Source organism: Amycolatopsis sp. EV170708-02-1 (assembly GCF_022479115.1).
GTDB lineage: Bacteria > Actinomycetota > Actinomycetes > Mycobacteriales > Pseudonocardiaceae > Amycolatopsis.
Genome location: NZ_CP092497.1, coordinates 3098567 through 3112785, shown reverse-complemented (window position 1 = coordinate 3112785; position 14219 = coordinate 3098567). Strand labels below are relative to the sequence as shown.

Genomic DNA, 14219 nt, shown 5'->3' with positions numbered 1-14219 from the left:
AGCTGCTCATTTCGAGATCGGCGCCCATTCGGGACCGGTCTCGCCGAGCTCCGGGTCGAGCTTGGCGAACAGCGGGGTCGGCTTCTCCAGAGGCTTGCCGACCTCGATCGGCACGGACTTCCAGCGCGCCTGCTCGGCCTTGTAGTCCCCGGTGAGGATGGGGTTGATCCGGCCGGGGATGTCGAGGTCCTCGACTTCCTGAAGCTCGGGCTGGGCCGCCCAGACGCCAGTGCCGCCGAGGGCCTCGTGCACCTTCTGCGCCGAGTGGGGCAGGAAGGGGGTCAGCAGCGTGTTGGCGTCGGAGACGACTTGCAGGGCGGTGTGCAGAACGCTGTCGCGCCGCGCGGGGTCGTCCTTGAGCTTCCACGGCTCCTGGTCCGAGAGGTACCGGTTGGCGGCGGTGACGACACGCATGGCCTCGCTCGCCGCCGCCTTGAACCGAGAGCGCTGCAGGTGGGCACCGGCGGTGTCGAACGCCTTGCGGGAGAGCTCCTTGAGCTCCTCGTCGGCGGCCACGGGCGCGTCGGGACGCGGGATGGCTCCGACGTTCTTGTGCGCCATCGAGATGGAGCGGTTGACCAGGTTGCCCCACTCGTTGGCCAGCTCGAAGTTGGTCCGGCGGACGAATTCGTCCCAGGTGAAGTCGGTGTCCTGGGTCTCGGGGCCGGCGACGGAGATGAAGTACCGCAGCGTGTCCGGGCCGAAGTCGCGAAGGAAGTCGTGGACGTAGATGACCGTGCCGCGCGAGGTCGAGAACTTCGAGCCGCTCATCGTGAGGAACTCGCTGGAAACGATCTCGTCGGGCAGGTGCAGCTTGCCGTACTTGCCGGCCACACCGCCTCGATCGCCCTCACCGTTGTGGCCGAAGAGCAGAGCGGGCCAGATCTGGGCGTGGAAGGTGATGTTGTCCTTGCCCATGAAGTAGTAGGAGCGGGCGTCCGGGTTGTTCCACCACTCCTGCCAGGCGTCCGGGTTGCCGGTGCGGCGGGCCCACTCGACGCTGGCCGAGAAGTAGCCGATGACCGCGTCGAACCAGACGTAGAACCGCTTGAGCGGCTGGTCGCGCCAGCCGTCCAGCGGGATCTTCACGCCCCAGTCGAGATCACGGGTGATCGGCCGCGGCCGCATGTCGTCGATCAGGTTCTTCGTGAAGTTGAGGACGTTCGGGCGCCAGTCGGTCTTGCTGGACAGCCACTTGCCCAGGGTGTCGACGAACGCGGTCAGGTCGAGGAAGTAGTGCTCGGTCTCGACGAATTTCGGCGTTTCACCGTTGATCCGCGACTTCGGGTTGATCAGTTCGGCCGCGTCGAGCTGGTTGCCGCAGTTGTCGCACTGGTCACCGCGCGCGCCGTCGTAGCCGCAGATCGGGCAGGTGCCCTCGATGTACCGGTCGGGCAGGGTGCGGCCGGTCGACGGGCTGATCGCGCCCCTGGTCGTCTTGGGGACGACGTAACCGTTGCGGTGCAGCGCGAGGAAGATCTGCTGCGTGACCTCGGCGTGGTTACCCGTGGTGGTGCGGGTGAACAGGTCGTAGGTGAGGCCGAGCCCTTGCAGGTCCTGGCCGATCTGACGGGTGTACTTGTCGGCCGTCTGCTGGGAGGTCATGCCTTCCTTGTCGGCCTGGACGGTGATCGGGGTGCCGTGTTCGTCGGTACCGGACACCATGAGCACCCGGTTGCCGGCCATTCGCTGGTAGCGGGAGAAGACGTCGGACGGGACGCCGAATCCGGACACGTGGCCGATGTGGCGGGGGCCGTTGGCGTAGGGCCAGGCCACCGCAGTCAACACTGGGGTGCTCATGCTTGTTTAGCCTACGGACGTCGTCTAAGGCATTGTTGTCCGGGAGAGGATCGGAGGCCTCGGTGTCCGCCACGCGTCTGCTGGTGCTGGGTGTCGTGCGCATGTACGGCAAGGCGCACGGCTACCAGGTCCGGCGCGAGCTTCTCTCGTGGGCGGCCGACAAGTGGGGCAATGTCCAGCCGGGTTCGATCTATCACGCGCTGAAGAAGATGACCACCGAAGGCCTCCTCGAACAGGTCGAGGACGTCGAAGCGGATGGCGGGCCGGACAGGATCGCGTACCGGCTGACCGAGGACGGCGAGACCGAGTTCCTCGTGCAACTCGGCAGGGCGCTGTCGAGCGACGACGCCACGGGGTACTCACTGTCCGCGGCCGTCATATTCATGCCGACGCTGCCCCGCGCGCAGGTGCTGGCTTTGCTGAAACAGCAGCTGGCGAACATGGAAGCGCACGCCCAGTCGACCCATTACGCCCGCGAACACGCCGTCGATCTGGGGAAACCTCCCCACGTGAGCGAGCTGTACCGCCTGTGGAGCGTGCACGCGGAAGCGAACGTGACGTGGATGAGGGATCTGATCGGCCGTCTCGAAGCCGGTGAATACGTGATGGCGGGCGAAGGCGCGGACGAAGAAGCCGTGTTCGGCGCGCCGCCCAAGTAATCAAATTTGACTGCGGAACGACTCCTAGGGCACAGTGCGTGCTGCCACTAGTCAAACTTGACTAGCTGAGCACCGAAAGGAGTAGACATGATCAAGGCACGCGGCCTTGAGCGGCGGTTCCGCCGCAAGGGCCGCAATGGGGGCGAGGTCCACGCCGTCAAGGGCGTCGATCTCGACGTGTCGGCCGGGGAACTGGTCGGCTTCCTCGGACCGAACGGCGCGGGGAAGACCACGACCCTGCGCATGCTGACCACGCTGCTCAAGCCCACCGCCGGCGAGGCGACGGTCGGCGGCTGCGACCTGCTCGCCGACCCGCTGGGGGTGCGCCGGCGAATCGGCTACGTCGCTCAAGGCGGCGGCACCGCGCCGGCGAGCAAGGTCGTCGAGGAGATCGAGTTCCAGGGCAGGCTGTACCGGATGAGCAAGGAGGACGCGCTCGCGCGCGGGGCCGTCCTCGCCGAGCAACTGGACCTGGCCGGGCTCGACCAGCGGACGACCACGACGCTCTCGGGCGGGCAACGCCGCCGGCTCGACATCGCGCTCGGGCTGATCCACTCGCCCGGGCTCGTCTTCCTCGACGAGCCGTCGACGGGGCTCGACCCGCAGAGCCGGGCGAATCTGTGGGACCACATCCGCAGGCTGCGCGACGAGCAGGGAGTCACGGTCTTCCTGACCACGCACTACCTCGACGAGGCCGACGCGCTCTCCGACCGGCTGATCGTCATCGATGACGGGAAGATCGTCGCCGAAGGCACACCGGACTCGTTGAAAGCGAGGGTTTCCGGCGACGGTGTCGTCATCGGGGTTTCACCGGAGTCGGCGGCGGAGACCGCGGAGGTGGCGGGCCGCCTCGAAGGTGCACACGAACTGACGGTCACCGACGGCACCGTGCGTTTCCGGGTGCCGCGCGGGACACCGCGATGCCCGAACTACTGCGGGCGCTCGACGCGCGTGGCATCGCGATGGCGTCCATGCAGGTGCACCGGCCGACGCTCGACGATGTGTTCCTGACTCTGACCGGCCGGAGCCTGCGCGACGCCGAAGAGGGCGCGCCGACCGACGCCGCGGCGGAGAAGGAGGCCACGCATGTTGCATGACACCTGGTTGATCTTCCGCCGTGACATGCTCACGGCGTTGCGCAACCCGACATGGCTCGCCATCGGCATCATGCAGCCGCTCCTCTATTTGTTCTTCTTCGGGCCGCTTCTGGTGAAGGCGCTCAACGCGCAAGGGCTGTCCGATGTGGACGGATGGATGATCTTCACCCCGGCGATCATCGCGCAGCTCGCGTTGTTCGGCAGCTCGTTCGTCGGGTTCGGGCTCCTCGCGGAGTTCCGCTCGGGCGTGGTCGAACGCATGCGGGTCACCCCGGTGAGCCGGGTGGCATTGCTGCTGGGCAAGGTGCTCGCCAACGCGTTGCAGACCGTCGTCCAGGCCTTGATCATCATCGCGCTGGCGTATCTGGTCTTCGACCTGAACGCTCCGTTCAGCGGTGTCGTGCTCAGCCTGGTGATCGTTTTCCTTCTGTCGATCACGCTGGCGTCGTGCTCGTACGCGCTGGCGCTGACCCTCAAGAGCGAAGACGCCTTCCCGGCTTTGCTCAACGCGGTTCTCATGCCACTGCTGCTGCTTTCCGGAATCCTGATCCCGATCACCGCGGGCTCGGCGCCGGATTGGCTGTACACGATTTCCCGCATCAATCCGTTCCGGCATGTGGTGGATGTCGAGCGGAACAGTTTCCGCGGCGACTTCTCGATGGACGCGCTGTTCACCGGGAGCGTCGTGGTGCTGGTCATGGCCGTTCTGGCCATCTGGTGGGGCTCGCGGACGTTCCAACGCGAAAACGCCTGAGACACGCTGTACCGAAAGGTCACCTTGCGGCCGCTCCGCGGACGTATGGTGACCTTTCGGTCGTACTGGGGCGAAATTCGAGGCGGGTGGGTTTGCTGGATCCGGAAGGCGAGCACGGCGTCACCCTGTCCCACCGTGAGTCGGTGACGGACTGGGCGGCGGTGCGCGGCGCCGATATCCGGTTCGCGTCGGTCACCGTCACCGAAAACACCAACTGGCGGGACGCCGCGGCGGAACGCAATCTGACCGGCGCGCAGCACGCCGGTATCCACACGGGCGCGCGGCACTACGCACGTCCTGGTGCCGTCCACGACCAAGCCGACCATTTCGTGCGGACGGCGAGCGCGCTCGGCGCCTTCGCGCCCGGTTCGCTCGCGCCCGCGCTCGAAGTGGAGGCGCCCAGCGTCGACGACCGGTTCATCAAGGCGTGGATCAAACACGTCAGGCATGCGGCGCGCGTCGAACGCGTCCTCGTGTACGCGAGCCTCGACTGCTGGACGAACCGGTTGCGGCCGGACAAGTGGGCGGACAGCGAAGTGGTGTTGTGGCTGGTCAGGCACAACGAGATCCCGGGGAGACCGGGATGGTTCCACTCGCGGCTGGGATTGCATCAGCACGGTTTCGGCGACGGCCTGCCCGGTGTGGACGGACCGATCGCGCAGGACGCGGTGGTCTATCCCTTCAAACTGACCGACGTGCTCTTGTAGTTTCCGCTGCGTGACGGCGGATGCGCACGACGTCACCGCGTGGTCGCGGATCTCACTTTCCGCTGGGCGCGGGTTGCTTTTCCGGCCACCCGGACGGCGACAATGTCGCGTGCGGTTGATGTGCCGGAAGCTGCGGACCGACGTCGGGCCCGAACGGGCACTGGCGGTCCTCGGCGCACGCGCCGAGAAGCTCGGCCTCGCACCGCCCGCCGCGCTTTGCGGAGAGTGGTTCTCTTCGCGCGCGGTCATCGCGCTGAACGCTTCCCTGACTCCGGTCCGTGACGTGGCCGAAGCGTTCTCGATCCCCACTCGGATGCCGGACGTTCGTGACGCGGTGCCCGGCGCGGTCGGGGGCGGCTGGTTCGGTTACCTGGGGTACGACCTGACCGATCCGTCGGGCCGTTCCGGGGAGCTTCCGCCGGCCGCGTGGGGCTGGGTCGACCGGGTTCTCCGGCTGGACGCGAACGGGTCGTGGTGGTTCGAAGCCCTGGTTCCCGACGGTGCTCCGGATCCGGTCGCCGAGGTGTCCGCGGTGGAATCCGCGCTCGCCGAGCTTCCCGAGGCGACGACCTGGAGTTCCGGCCCGTTGGCACGGCCGCTTCCTTCGGAGCACTACGACGCCGTCAAGGCGTGTGTGCACGCGATCGAAGCCGGCGAGCTCTTCCAAGCGAACATCTGCGCTCGCTTCGGCGGCAGGTTCACGGGCGATCCGATCGCGTTGTTCGCCGAAGGCGTGCGTCGTCTGGGAGCCCGCCGGGCGGCGTTCCTCGCCGGAGACTGGGGCTCGGTCGTCTCGTTCTCTCCCGAGCTTTTCCTTGCCAGGCATGGACGACGCGTCCGGTCGACGCCGATCAAGGGCACCCTGCCGAGGCGGAACCCCGCTGACGAGCACCTCGCGCGACGGCTTCGGGAATCCACCAAGGACGTCGCCGAAAACGTGATGATCACCGATCTCGTCCGCAACGATCTCGGCCGGGTGTGCGCCACCGGCAGCGTCCGTGTCCCCGAGCTGCTCGCGGTCCGGCCCGCGCCGGGGGTCTGGCATCTGGAGTCCACTGTGGAGGGATCGCTCGCCGACGGGATCGACGACGCGGCGCTGCTGGCGGCCACGTTCCCGCCGGGTTCGGTGACGGGCGCGCCGAAGATCCGGGCGCTGGACCTGATCGCCGAGCTGGAGCCCACCGCGCGCGGCGTCTACACCGGTGCGATCGGGCTCGCTTCGCCGATCGCCGGCCTGGAACTGAACGTCGCGATCAGAACCTTCGAAATCCACGAAGGCACGATCGCGCTCGGAGTCGGCGGTGGGATCACCGCCGACTCCGACAGCGACGCGGAATGGCAGGAGTGCCTGCACAAGTCCGCTCCGCTGGAGCACCTGCTCGGCTAGCTACTTGGTGGGGTCCAGCAGGAGCTTGCCCATCGTGCCGCGCGAGCGGAGGGCCTCGTGGGCGGCGCGCGCGTCGGACAGCGCGTACTCGCCTCCGGCGACAGCGCGGATCCGGCCGGCGAGAGCCAGCTCGAAAAGCTCGTCGAGCGCGCGGCCGAAGACGTCGCCGGGGAGTTTGAAAGCGTGCGGCAGCCACATCCCGGCCACGGTGGTGCTGTGCCCGAGGAGGTTGCGGGCTTCGATCGGCTTCGGGTTCTCGCGGCTGGCCATGCCGTAGAACGCGAGACGGCCGAACGGCGCGAGGGCCGCGATGCTCTGGTCCGTGACCGTGCCACCGGTCATGTCGAGCACGATGTCGACGCGTTTGCCGCCGTTCGCCTCGCGGAGCGCGTCGGTCATGTTCTCGGCCCGCGAATCGATGGCGAAGTCGGCGCCCAGTTCGAGGGCGAGGGCGCGCTTTTCGTCGCTGCTGGCGGTGGCGATGACCCGGCTCGCTCCCCAGGCTTTCGCCAGCTGCACGGCGATGGAGCCGACCCCGCCCGCGGCCGCGTGCACGACGACGGTTTCGCCGGGTTCGAGATGGGCGCTCTTGCGCAGCAGAAGCGAGGCCGTGGTGCCCTGGACGATGAAGGAGAGCGCGGTCAGGTCGTCGACGCCGTCGGGAACCTCGTAGCTGGTGACGTCGTCGGCCACCGCGCGTTCGGCATAGCCGCCACCGCCGTTGAGCAGCGCGACGACCCGCTTGCCGTCGGCGGTGCGGCCGACGATCTCGCCGCCGGGGACGAGCGGGAGCTTGCTCGGTGCGAGGTACGAGTTTTCCGCCTGGTGGGTATCGGCGTAGTTGATGCCGATCCGGTCGACGTCGACCAGCCGCTGACCTGGACCGGGGACGGGATCGGGAAGGTCGACGAGGTTGAGCACCTCGGGTCCGCCGAACTCGGTCACCTGTACTGCGCGCATCCGCTTCCTCCTCGTCGAGATGAGACATTCTTGCATATGTCTCATGCCTGAGACATTGCGTGATATGTTTCACTCATCGAAACCGCACTCGAACGCCAGCTGACTTCGCCGCGCCCGGACGCCCTGCGCGCGTTCACGATCGCGCGCGCCCGCTTTCTGGAGGGGCGCCGGGTGGACATGGGCGAGCTGGCGAGCGAGCTGGGGATCAGCCGGGCGACCCTGCACCGATGGGTCGGCGGCCGGGATCAGCTGCTCGGCGAAATCCTGTGGTCGATGACCGTGGAGGTCTTCGAAGCGCGGTCTTCCGGCAAGCTCGGGCGCGGCGCGGAAGGGATCGCGGAGCTCGTCGGCACCTTCGTCCGGACCGTGAACGGCTCGAAACCGTTCCGGGAGTTCCTGCGCAACGAGCCCGAGCGGGCACTGCGGATCCTGACGACCAAGGCCAGCGTGGTGCAGAGTCGCGCGATCGCGAAGATGCGCGAGTTTCTGGACGAAGAGGTCGAGGCCGGGCGGCTCACTCCGCCGCTGCCGGTCGAAGACCTGGCTTATCTGCTGGTGCGGATCGGCGAGTCCTTCATCTACACCGATGTCATCACCGGCGACGAACCCGACGCCGGCAAGGCACACGCGGCCGTGACGGCCTTGCTGTCCTAGCGCTTGCGGGAAGCGAGAACCGCGTCGTAGAGCTCCTTCTTCGACACCCCGGCCGCCTCGGCGACCTCGGCGGCGGCGGATTTGAGGCGTTCACCTGCCGAGACCCGCGAAGAGACCTCCGAGACCAGGTCCTCGACGCTCACCGAGCGCGGCGGCGCGCCCGCCAGAACGACGGTGATCTCGCCTTTGACCCCTTCGGCGGCCCAAGCGGCCAAATCCGGCAGATTGCCGCGTTTGACCTCTTCGTAGGTTTTGGTCAATTCGCGGCAAACGGCGGCGCGACGCTCGGGGCCCAGGACGTCGGCGGCGTCGGCGAGCGTGCTCGCGAGGCGATGCGGCGACTCGAAGAACACGGCCGTACGGGGCTCGTCCTTCAGCGAACCGAGCCATTTCGCCCGTTCACCGGGCTTGCGCGGAGCGAAACCTTCGAAACAGAAACGGTCGCAGGGCAGGCCGGACAGCGCGAGCGCCGTGGTCACCGCGGACGGGCCGGGCAGGCAGGTCACCGGCACCTCCGCCTCGACGCAGGCCGCCACCAGGCGGAACCCGGGATCCGAGACGCTCGGCATCCCCGCGTCGGTCACCAGGAGCACCGTCTCACCGGCTTGAAGCGATTCGAGCAGCTTCGGCAGACGGGCGGTCTCGACGTCCTCGTAGAAGCTGACGACGCGTCCGACCGGTGAGACGTCGAGAGCCGCTGTGAGGGAGCGCAGGCGCCGGGTGTCTTCGGCGGCGATCACGTCGGCCGTCGCGAGGGCTTCGGACAGGCGCGGCGAAGCGTCACGGACGTCTCCGAGCGGGGTGGCTGCCAGCACGAGGCGTCCTTCGGTCATTCCCGAAGGTTAACCGGTTCGCAGATCCGGACACCGAGTTCACTCTTCCGCCCGTAGGATCATGCCCCGTGACCGCACTGCTGACCCGCGACAACGAGAGCGTGCGGCCGGATCCGGTCGACTCGCTCAGGCCACCGAACGACCGGGAGGCCACCCTCCTCGGCCGCGGCATGCCGACGGACCGTCTGCGCGGCTGGATCGTCACGCTGGTGCTGACGCTCATCGGCGGCATCGTCCGGATCCAGAACCTGGGAACGCCCACGGACAAGGGCACCCCCGTCTTCGACGAGAAGCACTACGTCCCGCAGGCGTGGCAGATGCTGCGCAACGGCGGTTACGAGGACAACTACGGCTACGAGCTGATCGTCCACCCGCCGCTGGCGAAGCATCTCATCGCGATCGGCGAGTGGCTGTTCGGCTACAACGCCTGGGGCTGGCGGATCATGCCGGCGCTGGCAGGCACGCTGATCGTGCTCCTCACCATCCGGATCGCCCGGCGGCTCACGCGGTCGACACTGCTCGGTGCGGTCGCCGGAATCCTGGTGATCAGCGACGGCGTCCTGCACCTGCAGTCACGTATGGGCATGCTCGACATCTTCATCGCGTTGTTCGTCCTCGCCGCGTTCGCCTGTCTGCTGTGCGACCGCGACCAGGTGCGGCGACGGCTCGCCGTGGCCGTCCGCGAAGGCTGGATCGACGAATCCCGGTTCGGCCCGAAGCTGGGTTTCCGGTGGTGGAGGTTCGCCGGCGGCCTGATGATCGGGCTGACCTTCGGCGTCAAATGGTCGGCGCTCTACTACATCGCCGCCTTCGGGCTGCTCACCGTCTTCTTCGACGTCGCCGCCCGCCGGGCGGCCGGCGTGCAGCGGCCATGGGTCGGCACGCTGCGCCGCGACGTGCTACCCGCGCTGTGGGCGATCGTCGTCATCCCGATCCTGGTGTACTTCGCCTGCTACTGGGCCTGGTTCGCGAGCGAGACCGCGACCGACCGCAACTACGTGGCCATCAAGGACATCGATCCCGGTTTCTGGGCCTGGATGCCGCCCGCGTTGCGGTCGCTCGGCGACTATTCGATGAACGTGCTCGACTTCCACGCCAACCTGGTGACGCCCAAGGACAAACCGCATCCCTGGGAGTCGAAGCCATGGACCTGGCCGATGGGGCTGCGGCCGATGCTCTACGCGTACGCGGGCGGCACGGACGCGACGGGCTGCGGCGAGTCGACCTGTGTGCGGGCGACGATGCTGATCGGGACGCCGGCGATGTGGTGGCTGGCGCTGCCGATGCTCGGCTGGAGCGTGTGGCGCTCGGTCTTCCGCGCGGACTGGCGCTACGCCGCCGTGCTCGTCGGCTACCTCGCCGGGTTCCTGCCGTGGTTCACCAACCTCGACCGCCAGATGTACTACTTCTACGCGACGCCGCTGGCGCCGTTCCTGGTACTCGGGTTGACGCTGGTCCTCGGGCAGATCCTCGGGAGCGCGAAACGCGGATTCGAGCGGCGGGGCACCGGCCTGCTCGTCGTCGCCCTCTACGTGGGCCTCGTCGTGGCCAACTTCGCCTGGTTGTGGCCGATCCTGAACGGCAACGCGATCACGAACGAGCACTGGAACGCCGAGTTGTGGCTTCCGTCCTGGAAGTGACCACGATCGGTTGACCCAAGCCCCGGCGAAGCGCCCGGAAGCGGCTTAGACTCCCGTCCGAATTGAGGACTACTGGGGGTCGTCATGTCTCGTTGGCCGTATTTCCTGGCCGTCGCCCTGCTGCTCACCGGATGTTCCGGCGCCATCGACGGGAAGGCTTTCCGCGAGGGCTCGGCACCCGGCGCGAGCGAGGCGAAGTACCCGCGATACGAACCGCCCGCCGACGGGTCGGGGTTCAGCGATCAGGTGCTCGACCAGCCGCTGGCCCTGCCTGCGAAGCGCGGCGAAGAGGGCTGCGACTGGCTCGAGTCGATCAAGCCGGATCTGCAGCCGCTCGGTCTCACGAGTGCCAAGGGTGTGCTGAGCGGCTGTCAGTTCGAGTTCCCGAACAACAAGGGCGCGCAGGTGCACGCCTACAGCCCGTTCGGCTGGATCACGCAGGATTCGGCGGTGATGGAGCCGGTGGAGATCGCCGGGATCAAGGGCCGGACCTATGCCTTCGATCCGGAGCCGGTGACGTTCTGCTCGGTCAACATGGACGTCCGCGCCTACGCCTCGATCGCTGTCGACGCCTATGACGTCAACAGCGACGAAGCAGGCACGCGCGCCGAGCACTGCGAACTGGCGAAGAAGGTCGCCGAAGTGGTGCTGAAGAAATTCGTTCCGCTCGCCGGTGGCAAACCGGCGCCGAGCACCGTCCAGGAACCCGCGGCCGGTGTGCTGACGAACGCGGACATCTGCGAGGTCGTCAAGTTCACTCATACGAACTACGCCGGGGTCAACGCGGGCCGCGAAGGCGCACAGAAGGGCGAGGGGCCACTCGGGCCGACCTGTACTCACGAGGTCCCGTACGCGAAGGTCGTCGGGATGTACACGACGGGCACGGGCGGTCTCGAAGCCGTGCCGCCGAACCCGGGCGCGGACGTGCGGAACGGGCAGTTCGGCACGCTGAAGGCCAGGTTCGAGCAGACCGCGGACGCCTGTGCCCTGAGCGTCCAGCTGAGCAACGGCCAAGTCGTTCAGGTCGACTTCGTCGGCAAGAAGAAGGAAGCGATGCCGCGGACCTGCGTCTCCGCCCAGCTCGTCTTGTCGGTGTCGATGCTGGGGCTGATCACCGGGGACTCGTGATTTTCCCGATTCAAGTGTGACACTTCGCCCCGAGTTGTTACTCTTCGCTGGTCAACAGCAGCTCTACAGGGGGCATCATGACGATCCGACCGCTCGGAGCGGCCTGCGCGGCCGCGGCACTGTTCTTGATCGCGGGGTGCGAAGAGCAGACTCCGGGAACCGCGTCGCCGCAGTCCTCGGCCGTTCCGAGCACCTCCGAAGCGCCGGCCACCAGCACGACACAAGCCAGTACTTCGAGGCCTTCGGCGACCGTCTCCGAGGCCACGAAATCCGCCACGGGCGGCGCGGTGGCGCACACGCCGGAAGGGGCCGCGAGCGTGATGGAGGAATACCACCACGCGCTGGGCGACAAGGACCTCGAAACCGTCTGCCGGATCACCGGGCCCGCGTTCGACGGCGGGATTAAGGAATGCCGTCAACTCACCCCGATGCAGTTCGGGATGCTTTCGGCCGACGACGTGAAGAAGCTGAAGGCCACCCGCGTGGACCGGGCGAAACTGCAGAGCAAGGGGCCGGACAAGGTCGTCGTCCCGCCGGGCGCGATCGCGCCGCAGATCGCGATGATGGCGGCTCAGCCCAAGACGTTCACCATGGCCTGGCAGGGCGGGACCTGGGTCATCGTCGACTGAGGAAGAGCAAGGGACCTTTGCTACCACTTGTCTCGACGTCGAGATAAGTGGTAGCAAAGGTCCCTTGCTCTCCTTCCGCAGGTCAGCGCGGGTGGCGTTGAGGCTGCGGCTGCTGATGGGGCTGCGGCTGCTGCTGCGGAGGGCGGCGCGGCACGATTTGCGTCACCGGGCCGTCCGGCGACTTGCCGGCACGAGCCAGCCAGCCTTCGACGTCGCGTCGCACGGCGGTGAGCGTCGGGCGGCGGCGGGGCTCCTGGTCGAGTGACGCGATGAGGATCCGGGCGTGGGCGCTGCGGTTCGGCAGCTTCGACACCGGTTCGGCACGGGCGGCGGCCATCAGCGCCGCCATCGGGGTCTCCCGGGTGCCGCGCGGCGGCTGGCCCGAGAGCGCGTAGCTGACCGTCGCGGCGAGCTGCCAGGCGTCCGACGCCGGGCTGGCGGGCGAGCCCATCGCCTGCTCGGGAGCGACGAAGTCCGGCGTGCCGATCATCATCCCGGTCGCGGTCATCTTCGAGTCGCCCTGGCTGCGGGCGATGCCGAAGTCGATCAGGTGGGCGAGCCCGTTGCGGTCGAGGATGATGTTCGACGGCTTCAGGTCCCGGTGCAGCACACCCTTCTCGTGCGCGGCCGCGAGCGCGCCGGCCATGGTCGACCAGAGCCGCCCGGCGGCGATGTCGTCGAGCGGGCCCTGCGAATCGACGATTTCGGCCAGTGAGCGCCCTTCGAGGTACTCCATCACGAGCGCGAGCCCGTCGGGTTCCTCGACGAGGTCGTACACCTTGACGCAGTTGGGGTGGTTCACCACGGCCAGCGCACGGGCCTCGCGCTGCATCCGTTCCTCGGTGTCCCGGTCCGGCGCGTGCGCGATCTTCAGCGCGACCGTGCGGTTGAGCTGTGTGTCGACCGCTTCCCAGACGGTGCCGAAGCCGCCGTGGCCGAGCCGCCGGACACGCTTGTATCGGCTGCCGCCGGAGTTGCGGGAACCCGGCGGAGGCGGGATCGGGCCCGGGACCGCGGCCAGCGCGGGAGGTTCGGGTGCCTGCGCCAGCGCGGTCGCCGGGTACTGCTTGGCGGGCGGGGGCGGCAGCTGAGGCTGCGGCTTCGGGGCGGGCGGCTCCGGGCGGTACGGCTCGACCTTCTGCCGGGGCTGCGGGTCGGGCCGGTTGATCACCGACCACGGCGGCGGGCCGACCAGCGCGACCGGGATCAGCCCCAGCACGCTGAACGGCAGGAACCCGAGCCAGAAGTGCACGGCGGTGTTCGCGCCCATGCCGATGCTCGCCAGCACCATCAGCACGAACGGGATCCAGAAGAACCGCGAAGGCCACTTCGGTCCCCGGCGGAACGCGGTGCGTGCCTGCAGCATCACGAACAGCAGTGAGAGCGCGGGCAACCCGACCAGCAGGATCAGGTAGAACACGTAACCCAGCTGCATCCCGTTCGGGTAGAACAGGACCTCGTACACGTTCTGACCGCGGCCCAGGTATTCGCTCTGCTTGCCGATGAGCGGGCTGTAGTCGGCGTTGAAGGTCGCCAAGTCACTGCTGGAGAAGCCGGATTGGCCACCCGACTTCGACGCGGCCTCCTGATACGTCTGCGACACGCCGGTGGCCAGCAGCCATGGCAGCAGGAAGACGGCGACGACGCCGATCCCGCCGAAGACGGACAGGGTCACCACGTCGTAGCGGTTGCCGGTGCCTTTGCGGATGATCGCGACGATCATCGCTCCCAGTGCGGGCAGCAGCGCGACCAGCGCTCCCGCGGTGCTCGTCGCCCACACCCAGTCCCCTGGCCAGATCCCTGGCCCGAACAGGCTGTGCGCGAACGAAAGCAGCGCGCTCGCTAGTCCCATGGACCCTGCTCCCCTCGCTCGTCGAGGCCGTTTCCGGCGGTTTTCCCCCTAGTCCAGCTTAGGACGCTCCATGCCCTCGCAGGGTTGCCGGGTTGTCGCGGGTGTCTCTCCGCCGTTAC

The 14219-nt window shown here is 67.9% G+C and carries 12 protein-coding genes and 1 pseudogene; 9 read left to right on the top strand and 4 right to left on the bottom strand.

Translation table 11 applies throughout. The features are described from left to right. Window positions 1-6 precede the first annotated feature (6 nt). The gene (metG, locus tag MJQ72_RS14485; protein WP_240599665.1) at window positions 7-1800 is read right to left on the bottom strand and encodes a methionine--tRNA ligase; all 1794 of its coding nucleotides are present in this window, start codon (window positions 1798-1800) and stop codon (window positions 7-9) included. A 62-nt stretch (window positions 1801-1862) separates the two neighbouring features. Here metG and MJQ72_RS14480 point away from each other — a divergent pair, with 62 nt between their 5' ends. From MJQ72_RS14480 to MJQ72_RS14460, 5 genes and pseudogenes are all read left to right on the top strand, one after another. Continuing rightward, window positions 1863-2459, top strand: coding sequence for a PadR family transcriptional regulator (locus MJQ72_RS14480; protein WP_240599664.1), 597 nt, complete (start codon window positions 1863-1865; stop codon window positions 2457-2459). 87 nt (window positions 2460-2546) lie between these two features. Next, window positions 2547-3556: pseudogene (locus tag MJQ72_RS14475) on the top strand (ATP-binding cassette domain-containing protein). Continuing rightward, window positions 3546-4310: an ABC transporter permease gene (locus MJQ72_RS14470; RefSeq protein WP_240599663.1), complete on the top strand. Its 765-nt coding sequence runs from the start codon at window positions 3546-3548 to the stop codon at window positions 4308-4310. Before MJQ72_RS14475 ends, MJQ72_RS14470 begins: the two are co-directional and overlap by 11 nt. Window positions 4311-4402: 92 nt before the next feature. Next, window positions 4403-5017, top strand: coding sequence for a glycoside hydrolase family 25 protein (locus tag MJQ72_RS14465; protein WP_240601326.1), 615 nt, complete (start codon window positions 4403-4405; stop codon window positions 5015-5017). A 109-nt stretch (window positions 5018-5126) separates the two neighbouring features. Next, the gene (locus MJQ72_RS14460) at window positions 5127-6404 is read left to right on the top strand and encodes an aminodeoxychorismate synthase component I (RefSeq protein WP_240599662.1); all 1278 of its coding nucleotides are present in this window, start codon (window positions 5127-5129) and stop codon (window positions 6402-6404) included. On the opposite strand, the gene MJQ72_RS14455 is transcribed toward MJQ72_RS14460, so the two are convergent. Continuing rightward, window positions 6405-7364 carry an NADPH:quinone oxidoreductase family protein gene (locus tag MJQ72_RS14455; protein ID WP_240599661.1) on the bottom strand — a complete coding sequence of 320 codons (960 nt, stop codon included), beginning with the start codon at window positions 7362-7364 and terminating at the stop codon, window positions 6405-6407. Window positions 7365-7541: 177 nt separating this feature from the next. Here MJQ72_RS14455 and MJQ72_RS14450 point away from each other — a divergent pair, with 177 nt between their 5' ends. Next, on the top strand, window positions 7542-8018 hold the full coding sequence (locus tag MJQ72_RS14450) for a QsdR family transcriptional regulator (RefSeq protein WP_228708412.1): 477 nt from the start codon (window positions 7542-7544) through the stop codon (window positions 8016-8018). Here the strand turns inward: MJQ72_RS14450 and rsmI are convergent. Next, the gene (gene rsmI / locus MJQ72_RS14445) at window positions 8015-8851 is read right to left on the bottom strand and encodes a 16S rRNA (cytidine(1402)-2'-O)-methyltransferase (protein WP_240599660.1); all 837 of its coding nucleotides are present in this window, start codon (window positions 8849-8851) and stop codon (window positions 8015-8017) included. The genes MJQ72_RS14450 and rsmI overlap by 4 nt on opposite strands. Window positions 8852-8919: 68 nt before the next feature. Between rsmI and MJQ72_RS14440 the strand changes: the two genes are divergently transcribed. From MJQ72_RS14440 to MJQ72_RS14430, 3 genes are all read left to right on the top strand, one after another. Next, window positions 8920-10491: a dolichyl-phosphate-mannose--protein mannosyltransferase gene (locus MJQ72_RS14440; RefSeq protein WP_240599659.1), complete on the top strand. Its 1572-nt coding sequence runs from the start codon at window positions 8920-8922 to the stop codon at window positions 10489-10491. Between the two features lie 84 nt (window positions 10492-10575). Beyond that, window positions 10576-11619: a DUF3558 domain-containing protein gene (locus MJQ72_RS14435; RefSeq protein ID WP_240599658.1), complete on the top strand. Its 1044-nt coding sequence runs from the start codon at window positions 10576-10578 to the stop codon at window positions 11617-11619. Window positions 11620-11696: 77 nt separating this feature from the next. Further along, a complete protein-coding gene (locus MJQ72_RS14430) occupies window positions 11697-12248 on the top strand; it encodes a hypothetical protein (protein WP_240599657.1) in 552 nt (183 codons plus the stop codon). Between the two features lie 82 nt (window positions 12249-12330). Here the strand turns inward: MJQ72_RS14430 and MJQ72_RS14425 are convergent, their stop codons facing one another. Next, window positions 12331-14100 carry a serine/threonine-protein kinase gene (locus tag MJQ72_RS14425; protein WP_240599656.1) on the bottom strand — a complete coding sequence of 590 codons (1770 nt, stop codon included), beginning with the start codon at window positions 14098-14100 and terminating at the stop codon, window positions 12331-12333. Window positions 14101-14219: the final 119 nt, after the last annotated feature.